At 71.3% G+C, this 13,997-nt stretch carries 15 protein-coding genes; 8 read left to right on the top strand and 7 right to left on the bottom strand.

The annotated features are described in order from the left end of the window. Positions 1-63: 63 nt before the first annotated feature. On the top strand, positions 64-291 hold the full coding sequence (locus ABZY45_RS10080) for a DUF3107 domain-containing protein (RefSeq protein WP_167526138.1): 228 nt from the start codon (positions 64-66) through the stop codon (positions 289-291). Positions 292-500: 209 nt separating this feature from the next. Continuing rightward, the gene (locus ABZY45_RS10075) at positions 501-770 is read left to right on the top strand and encodes a hypothetical protein (protein ID WP_356738012.1); all 270 of its coding nucleotides are present in this window, start codon (positions 501-503) and stop codon (positions 768-770) included. Between the two features lie 9 nt (positions 771-779). On the opposite strand, the gene ABZY45_RS10070 is transcribed toward ABZY45_RS10075, so the two are convergent. Further along, the gene (locus ABZY45_RS10070; RefSeq protein ID WP_356738010.1) at positions 780-1,526 is read right to left on the bottom strand and encodes a ferritin-like fold-containing protein; all 747 of its coding nucleotides are present in this window, start codon (positions 1,524-1,526) and stop codon (positions 780-782) included. A 450-nt stretch (positions 1,527-1,976) separates the two neighbouring features. On the opposite strand from ABZY45_RS10070, the gene ABZY45_RS10065 reads away from it, so the two are divergent. Then, the gene (locus tag ABZY45_RS10065; RefSeq protein ID WP_356738008.1) at positions 1,977-3,965 is read left to right on the top strand and encodes a DEAD/DEAH box helicase; all 1,989 of its coding nucleotides are present in this window, start codon (positions 1,977-1,979) and stop codon (positions 3,963-3,965) included. Positions 3,966-4,115: 150 nt separating this feature from the next. Continuing rightward, positions 4,116-4,982 carry an alpha/beta fold hydrolase gene (locus ABZY45_RS10060; protein WP_356738006.1) on the top strand — a complete coding sequence of 289 codons (867 nt, stop codon included), beginning with the start codon at positions 4,116-4,118 and terminating at the stop codon, positions 4,980-4,982. Positions 4,983-5,011: 29 nt separating this feature from the next. Here the strand turns inward: ABZY45_RS10060 and ABZY45_RS10055 are convergent, their stop codons facing one another. Further along, complete coding sequence (locus ABZY45_RS10055) at positions 5,012-5,923, bottom strand: NYN domain-containing protein (RefSeq protein WP_356738004.1); 912 nt, start codon at positions 5,921-5,923, stop codon at positions 5,012-5,014. 210 nt (positions 5,924-6,133) lie between these two features. On the opposite strand from ABZY45_RS10055, the gene ABZY45_RS10050 reads away from it, so the two are divergent. Beyond that, positions 6,134-6,286, top strand: coding sequence for a hypothetical protein (locus ABZY45_RS10050; protein ID WP_175420788.1), 153 nt, complete (start codon positions 6,134-6,136; stop codon positions 6,284-6,286). A gap of 132 nt (positions 6,287-6,418) precedes the next feature. Here the strand turns inward: ABZY45_RS10050 and ABZY45_RS10045 are convergent, their stop codons facing one another. From ABZY45_RS10045 to ABZY45_RS10035, 3 genes are all read right to left on the bottom strand, one after another. Continuing rightward, positions 6,419-7,024 carry a MarC family protein gene (locus ABZY45_RS10045; protein WP_356738001.1) on the bottom strand — a complete coding sequence of 202 codons (606 nt, stop codon included), beginning with the start codon at positions 7,022-7,024 and terminating at the stop codon, positions 6,419-6,421. 160 nt (positions 7,025-7,184) lie between these two features. Next, the gene (locus ABZY45_RS10040) at positions 7,185-8,051 is read right to left on the bottom strand and encodes a PHP domain-containing protein (RefSeq protein WP_356737999.1); all 867 of its coding nucleotides are present in this window, start codon (positions 8,049-8,051) and stop codon (positions 7,185-7,187) included. Positions 8,052-8,204: 153 nt separating this feature from the next. After that, positions 8,205-8,849, bottom strand: coding sequence for a DUF6758 family protein (locus ABZY45_RS10035; protein ID WP_356737997.1), 645 nt, complete (start codon positions 8,847-8,849; stop codon positions 8,205-8,207). A 156-nt stretch (positions 8,850-9,005) separates the two neighbouring features. Between ABZY45_RS10035 and ABZY45_RS10030 the strand changes: the two genes are divergently transcribed. Beyond that, positions 9,006-10,238, top strand: a complete 1,233-nt coding sequence (locus ABZY45_RS10030) for an MFS transporter (RefSeq protein ID WP_356737995.1) — start codon at positions 9,006-9,008, stop codon at positions 10,236-10,238. A gap of 167 nt (positions 10,239-10,405) precedes the next feature. On the opposite strand, the gene ABZY45_RS10025 is transcribed toward ABZY45_RS10030, so the two are convergent. Further along, complete coding sequence (locus tag ABZY45_RS10025) at positions 10,406-10,990, bottom strand: suppressor of fused domain protein (RefSeq protein ID WP_356737993.1); 585 nt, start codon at positions 10,988-10,990, stop codon at positions 10,406-10,408. Positions 10,991-11,401: 411 nt separating this feature from the next. Between ABZY45_RS10025 and ABZY45_RS10020 the strand changes: the two genes are divergently transcribed. After that, complete coding sequence (locus ABZY45_RS10020) at positions 11,402-12,517, top strand: magnesium and cobalt transport protein CorA (protein ID WP_356737991.1); 1,116 nt, start codon at positions 11,402-11,404, stop codon at positions 12,515-12,517. A gap of 66 nt (positions 12,518-12,583) precedes the next feature. Continuing rightward, a complete protein-coding gene (locus ABZY45_RS10015; RefSeq protein WP_356737989.1) occupies positions 12,584-13,102 on the top strand; it encodes a hypothetical protein in 519 nt (172 codons plus the stop codon). Positions 13,103-13,112: 10 nt separating this feature from the next. On the opposite strand, the gene ABZY45_RS10010 is transcribed toward ABZY45_RS10015, so the two are convergent. Next, positions 13,113-13,868, bottom strand: coding sequence for a hypothetical protein (locus tag ABZY45_RS10010; RefSeq protein ID WP_356737987.1), 756 nt, complete (start codon positions 13,866-13,868; stop codon positions 13,113-13,115). Positions 13,869-13,997 lie beyond the last annotated feature (129 nt).

The raw sequence follows: 13,997 nt of genomic DNA, 5'->3' as shown, positions 1-13,997 counted from the left end.
CTAATGTGTGCTGCGTACGGCGCGGTTCACCGCGCAGAGACGGACCGTCGGAGGGACATAGCCGTGGAGGTCAAGATCGGGGTGCAGCACACGCCCCGCGAGATCGTTCTGGAGAGCGGACTTTCCGCCGAAGAGGTCGAGAGCGCGGTCGGCGAAGCGCTCAACGGCAAGGCGCAGCTGCTCAGCCTCACGGACGACAAGGGCCGTAAGGTCCTGGTGCCGGCCGACCGGATCGCGTACGTGGAGATCGGCGAGCCCAGCACCCGGCGGGTGGGGTTCGGCGCGCTGTAGCACGCGCGACGCGAAGCAGAAGAGGTGGAGGCCCGGCGGACATGTCCGCCGGGCCTCCACCTCTTCTGCTTCGGTCCTGCTCCGGATCCGCCCCGGACGTTCCCTCGGTGGGGGCCGGCGGAGGCTGAGGAGGGTTGCGTTCCGCAAGCCCCGGGTAGTACGGCCTACGACCGATTGCCCGCCGCGCCATCAAGCGAGGTGACCCCTCAGTGCTCTGGGAACCCATCAGCTCCGTCGTGCTCGGACTCGCCCTCTCGTGGGTCGCGCTGCGCTCTCTGCCCGGCCGCCTTCCGTCCCCCCGTGTGGTGTTCGTCACGGGTGCGCTCGGCGCCCTGTTCGGCGCCTATCTGACCCACTCGGCGCTGGGCGGAGCACATCTTCTGGCGACCCCGGCCGGTGCCGTGCTGGTGGGGGCGGTCACCCTGTCCCTGCTGATCCGCCCGCGCGGCAGCCGGCCGGTGCGGTCGGCGGCGGTCTGACGGGCCCGGTCAGGCGGCGAGGCCGAGTGCGGCCATCCGCTTGGTGTGGGCCTCGGTGATCCGGGAGAACATCCTGCCGACCTCGGCGAGGTCGAAGCCGTCCGCCACACCGCCCACGAGCATCGTGGACAGGGCGTCGCGGTCCGCGACCACCCGCTGTGCCTGCGAGAGCGCCTCGCCCATGAGCCTGCGCGCCCACAGGGCGAGGCGGCCGCCGACACGGGGCTCGGCCTCGATCGCGGCCCGCACCTTCTCCACGGCGAAGTTCCCGTGCCCTGTGTCGTCGAGCACGGAGAGCACGAGGGAGCGGGTGTCGGAGTCGAGCCGGGCGGCGATCTCCCGGTAGAAGTCACTGGCGATCGAGTCGCCGACGTACGCCTTGACCAGGCCCTCCAGCCAGTCCGAGGGCGCCGTCTGGCGGTGGAAGTCGTCGAGCGCCTTGGCGAAGGGCTCCATGGCGCCGGTCGGCTCCGCGTCGATCGCGGTGAGCCGGTCGGTCAGCTGCTCGAAATGGTGGAACTCGGCGGACGCCATCCGCGCCAGGGCCGCCTTGTCACCGAGTGTCGGTGCGAGTTTCGCATCCTCGGCGAGCCGCTCGAAGGCCGCGAGTTCCCCGTAGGCGAGCGCGCCCAGCAGATCCACGACCGCGGCGCGGTACTGCGGGTCGGCAGAGGCGGTGGCCCAGTCCTGGGCGGCGATTCCGGTCGGTGCGGGCGCGTCGTCGGATGCTTCAGTGGCGTTGTCAGGCGTCTCCATGGAGCGCAGAATAGCCCGCCACGTGGGGGGCGGAAGGGCCTGGCCGACCGGAGACATCACACCGTTCCGATGAATTCGCCCAACACACATGCGCGAATCCGGGGTACAGTGGTATTGCGCTTACTGAGCATTTTCTTGTGCCAGGAGCGCGACCTTGAATGAGGATGCCCGGTCGGTGGCCCGATCGGCTCCGACCCGACAGCCCTCCACGCGAGGCGTACACCACGTACGACCGCAGATGAGGGGCCCCCTCAGCGGCACGAGCGCTCGAGCGACGGCAGTGGTCCCGCGCCACCCGGCCCATCCACGGCCGGATGACCAACCCCGGCACGGTACGACCCCCAGCGTTCGCCTCGGGCCGCGTCTCACAGAAGAGGCAGCACCCTGACTACGTTCCGCGACCTCGGAATTCTCACCGAGACGGCCGAAGCCCTCGAGGCGGTCGGCATCATGTCCCCCTTCCCCATCCAGGAGATGACGCTCCCCGTCGCGCTCTCCGGCTCCGACGTCATCGGCCAGGCCAAGACCGGCACCGGCAAGACGCTCGGGTTCGGACTGCCGCTCCTGGAGCGCGTCACCGTCCCCGCCGACGTCGAGGCCGGCCGCGCCGCGCCCGAGAAGCTGACGGACGCGCCGCAGGCTTTGATCGTCGTCCCCACGCGCGAGCTGTGCCAGCAGGTCACCAACGACCTGCTGACCGCCGGCAAGGTCCGTAACGTCCGCGTTCTCGCGATCTACGGCGGCCGGGCCTACGAGCCCCAGGTCGAGGCCCTCAAGAAGGGCGTCGACGTGATCGTCGGCACCCCGGGGCGCTTGCTGGACCTGGCGGGCCAGCGCAAGCTCGACCTCTCGCACATCCGTGTCCTCGTCCTCGACGAGGCCGACGAGATGCTGGACCTGGGCTTCCTGCCCGACGTCGAGCGCATCATCACCATGCTGCCGCCGAAGCGCCAGACGATGCTGTTCTCGGCCACCATGCCCGGTGCCGTCATCAGCCTCGCGCGCCGCTACATGTCGCAGCCCACGCACATCAACGCCACCTCGCCCGACGACGAGGGCACGACCGTCAAGAACACGGCGCAGTTCGTCTACCGCGCCCACTCGATGGACAAGCCCGAGATGGTCTCGCGCATCCTGCAGGCCGAGGGCCGCGGGCTCGCGATGATCTTCTGCCGTACGAAGCGGACGGCCGCCGACATCGCGGAGCAGCTGGAGAAGCGCGGCTTCGCGTCCGGCGCCGTCCACGGTGACCTCGGCCAGGGCGCCCGTGAGCAGGCGCTCCGCGCCTTCCGCAACGGCAAGGTGGACGTCCTCGTCTGCACCGACGTCGCCGCGCGCGGCATCGATGTCGAGGGCGTGACCCACGTCATCAACTACCAGTCGCCGGAGGACGAGAAGACCTACCTCCACCGCATCGGCCGTACCGGCCGCGCGGGCGCCAAGGGCATCGCGATCACGCTGGTCGACTGGGACGACATCCCCCGCTGGCAGCTGATCAACAAGGCCCTGGACCTGAAGTTCCCGGACCCGCCGGAGACGTACTCCACCTCTCCCCACCTCTACGAGGAGCTCGGCATCCCGGCCGGCACCAAGGGCGTCCTGCCCCGGGCCGAGCGGACCCGTGCGGGTCTGCGCGCGGAGGAGGTCGAGGACCTCGGCGAGACGGGCGGCCGTGGCCGCAAGTCCGCCGCCTCCGCCCCGGCACCCCGCGAGGAGCGCCCGCCGCGCACGCCGCGGCAGCGTCGTCGCACCCGCGGTGGCAGCAGCATGGAGGAGGGGGCCGTCACCGTGCCGGCGCCGTCCACCGAGGCCGCGCCCGTCGAGGACGCCTCGGAGCCGCGTACGCCGCGCCGCCGTCGCCGTACGCGTGCAGCCGCTCCCGAAGCCGTGGCGGAGGCCGTGGCGGAGGCCGCCGTGGCCGTGACCGAGGCCCCGGCCGTGGAGGCCGCACCGGTGGCCGAGGCCGAGCCCGTGTCGAAGCCGCGCCGTCGCCGTTCGCGTGCCGCTTCGGCTGTCGCGGAGCCGGCCGTCGTGGCGGCCCCGGCCGCCGAGCCGGTGGTGGACTTCCAGACCGTGGCGGTCTCCGCGCCCGCCGCGGAGCCCGTGGCCACCCGGCCGCGCCGCCGTGCCCGGGTCGTGAAGCCGGCCGACGAGGTCGACTTCCAGATCGCTCCTGCATCCGAGCCCGTGACCGAGACCAAGCCCCGCCGCCGCACCCGTGCCGCCGCCAAGCCGAAGGCCGAGGTGACCGTCGAGACCACGGCCGCCGAAGAGGCCGCGGAGACCAAGCCCCGCCGCCGCCGTCCGCGTGCCGCGGAGAAGGCTGAGACCGCCCCGGTGACCGAGGCCGTGGTGGACGGCGAGGCGGCTCCCGCCAAGCCGCGCCGCCGCCGGTCCCGCGCCGCGACGGCCGCCGCCGCGGAGACGACCGAGAGCTGATCCGCAGCGGCGGTCCAGCTTCTGTACGGCCCCGGTTCCCGCACTGCGGGGGCCGGGGCCGTACGTCTGCCCGGGACCGTACCCCGATGCGGGGCCGGGGCCGTGGCTCCTCCCGGGCGCTGTCCGGCCTCCGGCGATACCCTCGGCCCCATGAGCCGGCCGCCCACCTTCACCCCGCCCTCCTGTGCCCGTTCCCGCGTGCTGCGCACCGCACGCGGGGACTTCGCCGTGCTGGACGCGGCGCCGTCCGGCGGCGCGCACTCCACGGCCCTCCTGCTGCCCGGGTACACCGGCAGCAAGGAGGACTTCATCGCGCTGCTCGAACCCCTCGCCGAGGCCGGCTTCCGGGTGCTGTCCGTCGACGGCAGGGGGCAGTACGAGACCGAGGGGTCGGGTCGCCAAGAGACCTATGCACAGGCGGAGTTGGCGCTGGATGTACTGGCGCAGGCCGCTGCGGCCGACGACGGCGGGGCGTCGGTGTCCGGCGGGATCCATCTGCTGGGCCACTCCCTGGGCGGCCAGATCGCCCGCGCGGCGGTGCTGCGGGACGCCACCCCCTTCCGCTCGCTGACCCTGATGTCCTCCGGGCCCGCGGAGATCGACCCCGCGCAGCAGAAGAAGGCACAGCTGCTCGGCGACGCCCTCGGCCGGTGGAGCATGGCCGACGTCTGGCAGATGATGCGCGCGATGGACCCGCCGGAGGACGCCGACACGGGTGACGGCGAGGACCTGCGCCGCCGCTGGCTGCGCCACGACCCCGCGCAGCTGATCGCCACCGGCGCGCAGCTGTCGTGCGAGCCCGACCGGGTGGCCGAGCTCGCCGCGCTGTCCCTGCCGGTGCACGTGATCTCGGGTGAGCGGGACGACGTCTGGCCGCTGCCGCTGCTCGACGGGATGGCGCGGCGGCTGGGCGCCCGCCGGACCGTGATCGAGGGCGCCGAGCACTCCCCCAACACGGCCCGGCCCCTGGAGACGGCCGCCTCCCTGATCTCGTTCTGGAACGGCGTCCGCCCCTGACGCCACGGCCCGGGGCGGCCCGCAGACCGTCAGTACTGCGCCTGGAGGTGCTGCCAGAAGCCGTCGCGCAGCGCCCTGCGCAGAGGGGCGTGACCGCGCAGGGAGTGCTGGAGGAGCCGTTCGGCCTCGACGAGGAGGTCCTGGTCGACGGAGCCCGGCAGGTAGGGGTGCCCGGGCAGCAGGTCGGCGAGCGCCTCACGGCCGCGCGAGGAGAGCCAGGCAGCGGCGATCTGCGCTCCGACGAAACGGACGTCCTCGCGGGCGGGGGCGGGGCTGTCGTCGTCGTACATCGTGACGGAGCGCCGGGTCACGTACGGGCGGCAGAAGTCGAGGTCGAAGGTGCGCTGGCTGTCGACCTCCCAGAGCAGCGGCTCCGCCTGGTTGCGCCCCTCGCCCGCCTCGATGCCCCAGAGGTGGACCCGGGCTCCGTAACCCTGCGCCGCCTCGACGGCCGAGACCAGGTCCTCGTCGCCTCCGACGAGCGCCGCGTCGCTGATGGCACGGTGCCGGGCCAGTGATTCCAGGTCCGTACGGATGAGTGAGTCGACGCCCTTCTGCTGGTTGTTGGCGTTGAGATTGCCGAGCCTGACCTTCACGTCGGGAAGTTCGGCGATGGACTGCTGCTCGACGGTGTGGATGCGGCGCCTGGCCCCGTCGTACCAGTACACGCGGAGCAGCCTGCTGTCCGCGAAGATCGTGCGGGCCTTGTCGATGAAGGCCTCGATCAGCCCTTCCGCGTCGAGGTCGAAGGAGCGGCGGTCCTCGGTGCCGGTGACGAGCAGACCGGCGGCCGCGTACACGTAGCCCGCGTCCACGAAGATCGCATGGGTGGAGGGGGTCTTCGACACCTCTGCCAGGACACGCTGGAGCAGTGCGTTGGTGCGGTCCAGCTGTTCGCGGATGTCCGGTCCTTCGACCGTCCGCGTGTCCGCGTGTTTCATGCGGACCTCATCGTCCGCGTATGGCTGATTACCGACGGGTACTTAGACATCCAAAAAATTTCCTTAGCGTAGGGAATGTTTGCTGTCGGCAAGCCGTTGTAACCCCTGTGGAGCGCGGGGCGCGATCGCCGTGTGCTCCACATCCTTACGGACGGCGAGCCCGTCCTCCCAGTAGTTCTCCAGCAGGAGGATCAGACGAAGGGAAGCCATATGCGCTTCGAGATCATGCGACTCGACGATGTCGACGGTACCGCCGTGGACAGCACCGTCGTGGACGCCGCCTCCGTCAACCGGATCGTGCAGCAGGCCGCTTCGATGGGCCAGCGCATCTACATCCGGCCGGCCGACACGTCGGCTTCATAACACCTTGTTTCGCTTCGTGTCGCTGAAGACGAGCGCATGACGAGCTGAAGAAGACGAAGCGCCCCCGCACGGAAGGACTGTGCGGGGGCGCTGTGGCGTCCCGGGGCGCTCCACGCCGGGGCATCCAGGCGTTCAGGAGGTCTGGATGACCTGGGTGACGCCGTTGATGATCTGCTGCACGGCGATGGCCGAGAGCATCATTCCGGCGAGCCGGGTCACCAGCACCACGCCGCCGTCCTTGATCACACGGATGATCAGCAGCGAGTAGCGCATGACCACCCAGAGCACGAGATGCATGGCGACGATCGCCGACCAGACCGAGAGCTGGCCGCCGGCACCCTCGGCGTCCTGCACCGCGAGGATCACCGAGACGATCGCGCCGGGGCCCGCGAGCAGTGGCATGCCCAGCGGCACGAGGGCGACGTTGACGTCCTTGGTCTGCGTCGGCTCGTCCGTCTTGCCGGTGAGCAGGTCCAGCGCGATCAACAGCAGGAGCAACCCGCCGGCGATCATCAGCGCGGGGACGGAGACGTGCAGGTAGTCGAGGATCTGCTGGCCGAGCAGACCGAAGACGGCGATCACCCCGAAGGCGACGGCGACGGCCTGCAGGGCCATCCTGCGCTGGACCTTGACGGGCCGGCCCGCGGTGAGGGCCAGGAAGATGGGGGTGATTCCGGGGGGATCCATAATCACGAAAAGGGTGAGAAAGAGGGATCCGAAGACAGCGATGTCGAACACGGTGAGCCTTGAGCCTTGCGGGAGATGAGCGGGCCGAACAGGGAGGTGCGCGCACGTCGGCGCCACGCTGACGGCCGGACGCGCCTGCGCGCGACGAAGGAAGAAGAAGCGGGGATGCCGCTACGGTCGGGGCGTGCCCCTGCCGGGGGCGAAAGCCCCGTTACGCGGGGAGCCGTCCTCCGGCGCCCGGCACGGGGAAAGCTCCCGTGGCGCGCCGGGTGATCTCGCCGTAGATCTCGGGGTCGGTGGTGTACTCCCCGAGGCGGACGGTCTTGCGGGTGCCGTGGTAGTCGCTGGACCCGGTCGGCAGCAGCCCGAGCTCGGCGGCGAGTCCCCGCAGCCGGGCCCTGGTGGACTTGTCATGGTCCATGTGGTCGACCTCGATGCCGTCCAGCCCGGCCTCGGCCAGCCGCGCGATCACGGTCTCCGGCACCACCGCGCCGCGCTTGACGGCGAGCGGGTGGGCGAAGACGGTGACGCCGCCCGCGGCCTTGACCAGCCTGATCGCGTCGAACGGGTCGAGTTCGTGCTTGTCGGCGTACGCGCGCCCGCCGTTCCCGAGCCATGCGGAGGTGAAGGCGTCGGAGACCGAGTCCACGACGCCCAGCTCCACGAGCGCGGTGGCGACGTGCGGGCGGCCGACCGAGCCGTCGCCCGCGATCCTCGCGACCTGCTCCCAGGTGACCGGGACGCCCAGCTCCTGGAGCGTGCGCACCATGGCCTGGGCCCGCGGCACCCGGTCGTCCCTGACGAGCTCACGCTCGCGGGCCAGTTCGGGCTCGTCCGGATCGAAGAGATAGGCCAGCATGTGCAGGCCGATGCCGTCGATGCGGCAGGAGAGTTCGGCGCCGGTGACGAGGGTGAGCCCCTCGGGGAGGGCCGCGACCGCTTCCGCGTGGCCTCGCACCGTGTCGTGGTCGGTCAGGGCGACGACGTCGAGACCCGCGGCGGCGGCGTTCGCCACCAGCTCGGCGGGGGTGTCCGTGCCGTCCGACGCGGTGGAGTGGGTGTGCAGATCGATGCGCACGACGCGTACTCCAGTGCTGGCGGCCGGACAGGGGACGCTCAAGGATAACCGCCGGGCGTCACCCTTTCGGCCCTCGGCCAGGACGCCCCGTTCCGCACCGGGCCCCTGGTCCCGGGCGCCCCCAGGACGCCCCGTCCCGCACCGGGCCCCTGGTCAGGGCCGTGTGAGCAACCGGGGGGTGAGCGCTCCGCACGGCAGGAGGTCCACCTCGCCCCCCGCGTCGCGCAGGTCGGTCAGCACCAGTTCGTCGTACATCAGGAGCCCTGACTGCTCGGGCCAGATGATCGCCCAGAGCCACAGCCCTCTGGCCTCGCCGGCGAAGACCGCGCGATCGGCGGGAGCGTCCTTGACGTGCCAGAGCGCGGTGGGACGCCCGGCCGCGTGGACCTTGGCATCGGGTGCGGAGTCGACGCCCAGGGCGGCGCCGGGGTCCGGGCCCTCGATGCCGGCATAGCGCGCGCCGAGCCCCACACCGAGCTCCTCGGCGACGAGCAGCAGTTCCCCCATGCCGCCGAGCGGACCGGGGCCCGAGCACGCGACCGCGGTGGCGCGGCCACCGCTGCGGTCGTCGCCCGCGTACGCCGCGCCCGTGAACAGCCAGCCCACGGGGAGCGGCCAGGGCATCCACACCGGCACCCGGGCCCGGTGCACCACGACTCCGAGCGCCTCGACGCTGGGCGGGACCACCGGCTGCATCGGGTGCACCTGGCCGTGCACGGCACACTGCCAGGCATCGGCGAAAAGGCCGGGCGCCCTGACCCGGCCACCGCACTTCGGGCAACTGGGTTCGCCCCTCATAACGCCCCACGGTCCTCCCCGGCCGCCGCCGCGTCAAGGACGATCACCCGTCCGCAGCGCGGCTCCCACCAGGAGAAATAGATGCAGTTTGCACTTATTAGAATGCCTAACTTATTCTGTGTATGACGCAACGACCTAGTGGAGAGCGAGAGAACCATGCGGGGAGAGGATCCGTTCGACGAAGGGGCGACCAGCATCCTGCGCCAGCCGAAGGCCGTCTGGGCCACGGCGGGCGCCTCGGTCGTGGCCTTCATGGGGATCGGCCTGGTGGACCCGATCCTGCCGTCCATCGCCGAGGGACTGAAGGCCACACCGAGCCAGGTCTCCCTGCTGTTCACCTCGTACTTCCTGATCACCGCGGTCGCGATGCTCGTGACCGGCTTCGTCTCCAGCCGCATCGGTGGCCGGAAGACCCTGCTGGCCGGTCTCGCGCTGGTCGTCGTCTTCGCGGCGCTCTCCGGGACCTCCTCGTCCGTCGGCGAGCTGGTCGGCTTCCGGGCCGGCTGGGGCCTGGGCAACGCCCTCTTCGTGTCGACCGCTCTCGCGGTGATCGTGGGAGCCGCCGCGGGCGGCAGTGCGGCGGCGATCCTGCTCTACGAGTCGGCCCTCGGTCTCGGCATGGCGTGCGGGCCGCTGGTCGGCGCGCTGCTCGGTGACGCCAGCTGGCGCTATCCGTTCTTCGGGACCGCCGCGCTGATGGCGATCGGTTTCCTCTGCATCAGCGCCTTCCTCAAGGAACAGCCGAAGCCGGCCCGGAAGACCTCACTGCTCGACCCGGTCAGGGCGCTCGGCCACGGCGGCCTGGCCTCGGTCGCCACCTCGGCGTTCTTCTACAACTACGCCTTCTTCACGATCCTGGCCTTCACGCCGTTCGTACTGGACATGTCGCCGTACAGGTCGGGCGCGGTGTTCTTCGCCTGGGGCCTGCTGCTCGCCGTCTTCTCCGTACTCGTCGCACCGCGCCTGCAGCGCCGCTTCGGCTCGCTGAAGGTGGTGGGCGGCTCCCTGGTGCTGCTCGCCGCCGACCTGGTGATCCTCGGATACGGCGACCACACCACGGCCGTCGTCTGCACCATCGTCTCCGGCGCCTTCATCGGCATGAACAACACCGTCTACACCGAGCTGGCTCTCGGCGTCTCGGACGCGCCGCGCCCGGTGGCGAGCGCCGGCTACAACTTCGTCCGCTGGTTCGCCGCAGCGGCGGCGCCCTACCTCGCGCCGAAGATCGAGGAGTGGACCGACATCCACATCCCGTTCGTGGTCGCCGCGGTCGCTGCCCTCGTCGGCGCGCTGGTCGTGTGGGTCCGGCGCGCGGCCCTGACCCACGAGGCCGAGGAGCTGGAGCCCCGGCACGCCACCGAGGACGGCGTCACCGTCTTCGCCGGCTGAACCACAGGCCCACCCTGTCCGGCCCCGCCCGCGGTCCCCCTCCTGGCCGCGCGGCGGGGCCCTCCACGTGCCGCCGCCTTCCGTGTCCCGGCACACGGCGGGGCCTCACCGTCCCGGCACGCACGACGGCGTGTCCGACACGCGCTCCGCCGCACGCCCCGCCCGCGTCAGTCCAGCGCCACGGAGGTACGGCGCGGGTCCCGCAGGTCCGTGCCCTGCGAGAGCCAGCGCGCCTGGAGCTCCTGCGCCCCTCTGACCCGCTTCCAGGCAGCCTCGTTCTGCGTCATCGGCAGCAGCGGCAGGAAGCGCACCGGGTCCATCGGGGCGTCCAGCTCCAGGTCCTCGACCAGGCCGCCCGGCTCGGCGACCAGGACCGAGCTGAAGGGCGCCCCCGGCCAGAGCGGCTGCCCGAGGTCGAGAGACGCGCCCGGGGCCACGATCAGCCCCTCGACCTGCGGGGACGCGGCCAGCACCGCGAGGGGCCGCAGCACCTGGTCGGTGTCGGCGAGCCCCACCCGTACGGACAGGACCAGTTCGGCGCGCGGGCCCTTCACGGGGTCGGCGAGCGGTGAGGTGGGGTCGGCCATCGGCTGGGCCGACATGCCGAGTGTGGCGTAGCGCACCACGTCGCCGTCGATGAAGCGGAGCACCTCGATACGGTCCGTGCCGAGGAACGTCACGTCGGCGCGCGCGTCCGGCTCCCCCAGCGCCGTCCGGAGCCGGGCCTCGACCAGATCAAGAATTTCTCCCATGCCGCGAGCATAGAACGCGTTGTGAACGGGCAAAGGAAGGAATTGGCCCTGAGTCAGGCTGATAGCCTGGGCCGTCGGTCGGGACAGCACGCAAAGCGTCGCTCTCAGTCCTGACAACACGTGATCCCCCACGGGGGACCGGCCGGAGGAGGTGGGGCCGCGGTGGATCCAAGTCGACCGTGCAGTACCAGCCGCTCTTCCGCACGACGCCTTCCTTCTGTGATCTGACGTCCTTCCCGGACCTCACCACGGCAGTTCGCGCAACGGAAGAGCCCCTCGTTTTTGCCTGTCTGTAGCGAACGCCGTCATCGCGCCCGCGCGGTGCCGCCCGCTTTGCGGACGTGAGCGCACGTCCCCATTCCGGGCTGTTCCACGCCCCGCCGACGGCCCTCCGGAAAAGAGGAGCCAGCCATGTCGATGATCCGTGACCTGCGCGCCGCCGTGCGCCCGTCCCTGCGCAAGAGCAACACCCCGTACAGCACGTACGACGCCACCCGTGACCCCTCCGCCTCCAGCGCCGTCGTCGACTGCGCGGTCTACCGCGACGGCCGCAGGGTCACCGACGCCTCCTGCCTGACGCCGCGCGAGGCGATGCTCCAGGTGCGCGAGGACGGCGGCTTCGCCTGGATCGGCCTGCACGAGCCGACCGAGGAGGAATTCGCCGGTATCGCCCGGGAGTTCGGCCTCCACCCGCTCGCCGTGGAGGACGCGGTCCACGCCCACCAGCGGCCCAAGCTGGAACGGTACGACGAGACGCTGTTCACGGTCTTCAAGACGATCCACTACGTCGAGCACGCCGAACTGACCGCGACCAGCGAGGTCGTGGAGACCGGTGAGGTGATGTGCTTCACCGGACGGGACTTCGTCATCACCGTCCGGCACGGCGGCCAGGGCTCGCTGCGCGCCCTGCGGCACCGCCTCCAGGACGACCCCGAACTGCTCGCCAAGGGCCCCTCCGCCGTGCTGCACTCCATCGCCGACCACGTCGTCGACGGGTACATCGCGGTGGCCGGGTCGGTGCAGGACGACATCGACGAGGTGGAGATCGACGTGTTCTCCACCCCGGCGAAGGGCAGCCCCCGCGGCTCGGACGCGGGACGGATCTACCAGCTGAAGCGCGAGGTACTGGAGTTCAAGCGCGCCGTGTCGCCCCTGCTGCGGCCGATGCAGCTGCTGAGCGAACGCCCGATGCGGCTGATCGACCCCGACATCCAGAAGTACTTCCGTGACGTGGCCGACCACCTCGCCCGCGTGCACGAGGAGGTCATCGGCTTCGACGAACTGCTCAACTCCATCCTCCAGGCCAACCTGGCGCAGGCGACGGTCACCCAGAACGAGGACATGCGCAAGATCACCTCCTGGGCGGCCATCATCGCCGTACCGACGATGATCTGCGGGGTGTACGGCATGAACTTCGACCACATGCCCGAACTGCGGTGGACGTACGGCTATCCGATGGTGCTGGCGCTCATCGGCGTCGTCTGTTTCTCCATCCACCGCACCCTCAAGCGCAACGGCTGGCTCTAGGACCACCCGTCCGGGTCACGCCGGGCTCGCGCCCGGTCCGGACGGAGGACGCAATAGAGTTCGGGCATGACTGCTGCTGACGTGTTGCTGGCCCGGGCTCTCGTCGAGGAGGCCACCAAGAAGTCCGGCCTGATCTGGGTGCGGGGCTCCGGGCCCTCCCGGGCGCTGTGGCACGTGTGGCACGAGGGCGCCGCGGTGGTCGTCGGGGACGGCCCCGGTGAGCAGCCGCTGCCCCCGGGGCTGGACGCCGGCGGCGCCGCCGAGGTCACCGTACGCAGCAAGGACAAGGGCGGCAGGCTCGTGGCCTGGACGGCCGAGGTCATGGTCCTGGAGCCGCACTCCGAGGAGTGGGAGGCGGCGGTCGGCGAGCTCAAGGGCAAGCGGCTGAACGCACCGGACGCCGAGCGGATGACCGAGCGCTGGGCGCGTGAGTGCCGGGTCGTACGGCTGACGCCCGGCGCCTGGACCACGGACCTCCCGGACGGGTCGCTGGCCGCGACGCCGCTGCCCACGCCGGCGACCACCCGCCGGACGGCTCCCGCCGCGCTGCCCCGCCTGCTCCTGAAGCGCAGGGGCAGGCGCTGAGGGCCTGCCGTCAGCTGGAGGAGGACCTGGGCAGCTGGCCGCCGTAGTCGACGGTGTCGTCCTCGGACGGTGCCTCCAGCGGGAAGGTCTGTCCCCAGTCCGCGAGGGTGATGGTGCCGCCGCCCCCGCCACGGGCCACCCGCAGGGGGTACGGAGTGCCCTTCAGGGACACGTCCAGTGCGCCCCCCTCACCCTTTCCGCCCATGATCTGCACGGTGCGTACCCCGCCGATGGTGTCCCGGCCGCCCTTGTTGACCTTCCCGTGCAGCGTGAGCATCCCGTCGAGCAGCGTCTTCTTCTCCGTGAAGCCGCGCAGCTGCTGGTAGGTCGGGTCGTCCTCGGGGACCTTGACGTACTTGCCCTGGAGCTTGTCGGCGGCCTGGGCGCTCTCGTCGTCGCCCGTCTCGTCCTTCCAGAAGCCCGCGTCGGCCTTGAGGAAGAGCTCGTCACCGACCCTCAGCAGCGCGAAGGTGTTCTGCTTCGAGGTGACCGATCCGGTGCCGCCCTCACCGCTGAGCCGCATGTTCAGGGTGTACGTGACGCCCTTGCTGACCAGCTTGCCCGTCAGCCGCACCGTCTCCGCGGCATCGGCGGCCGCCCGCGTCTTCCTGTCGATCTGTGTGGCCGTCAGCTTGCCGACGCCGTTGGTCCCCTTGTCCGGGTCCTCTCCCGCGCAGGCCGTGAGCGCGGCGGTCATTCCCGCGCAGAGCACCACGGCGGCAACGGTCCGGCGTCGGGCCCGGACGGCCGGGGCGGAAGAGGTCACGGGCGCACTGCCTCTCATCTGTGTGTCGGGGGTGGCAGACGGCAGCGTACCCGTGCCGCGTACGCCATTCGGCAGAGCGCCTTACGGACGGTCCGCCAGGGCGCCCCCGACCGGTACGGGCTAGCCTGA

It is taken from the genome of Streptomyces sp. NPDC006516 (assembly GCF_040611875.1).
In the GTDB taxonomy this organism is placed as follows: Bacteria; Actinomycetota; Actinomycetes; order Streptomycetales; family Streptomycetaceae; genus Streptomyces.
Note: the sequence above shows the minus strand (reverse complement) of the source record. Positions and strands in the feature narration are given on the sequence as shown.

What these genes read in the sequence shown, in the direction of transcription:
- ABZY45_RS10060 (WP_356738006.1), top strand. Translation starts at nt 4,116, where the DNA reads ATGAGCCGGCCGCCCACCTTCACCCCGCCCTCCTGTGCCCGTTCCCGC.
- ABZY45_RS10050 (WP_175420788.1), top strand. Translation starts at nt 6,134, where the DNA reads ATGCGCTTCGAGATCATGCGACTCGACGATGTCGACGGTACCGCCGTG.
- ABZY45_RS10035 (WP_356737997.1), bottom strand. Translation starts at nt 8,849, where the DNA reads ATGAGGGGCGAACCCAGTTGCCCGAAGTGCGGTGGCCGGGTCAGGGCG.
- ABZY45_RS10070 (WP_356738010.1), bottom strand. Translation starts at nt 1,526, where the DNA reads ATGGAGACGCCTGACAACGCCACTGAAGCATCCGACGACGCGCCCGCA.
- ABZY45_RS10015 (WP_356737989.1), top strand. Translation starts at nt 12,584, where the DNA reads ATGACTGCTGCTGACGTGTTGCTGGCCCGGGCTCTCGTCGAGGAGGCC.
- ABZY45_RS10020 (WP_356737991.1), top strand. Translation starts at nt 11,402, where the DNA reads ATGTCGATGATCCGTGACCTGCGCGCCGCCGTGCGCCCGTCCCTGCGC.
- ABZY45_RS10055 (WP_356738004.1), bottom strand. Translation starts at nt 5,923, where the DNA reads ATGAAACACGCGGACACGCGGACGGTCGAAGGACCGGACATCCGCGAA.
- ABZY45_RS10025 (WP_356737993.1), bottom strand. Translation starts at nt 10,990, where the DNA reads ATGGGAGAAATTCTTGATCTGGTCGAGGCCCGGCTCCGGACGGCGCTG.
- ABZY45_RS10065 (WP_356738008.1), top strand. Translation starts at nt 1,977, where the DNA reads ATGTCCCCCTTCCCCATCCAGGAGATGACGCTCCCCGTCGCGCTCTCC.
- ABZY45_RS10030 (WP_356737995.1), top strand. Translation starts at nt 9,006, where the DNA reads ATGCGGGGAGAGGATCCGTTCGACGAAGGGGCGACCAGCATCCTGCGC.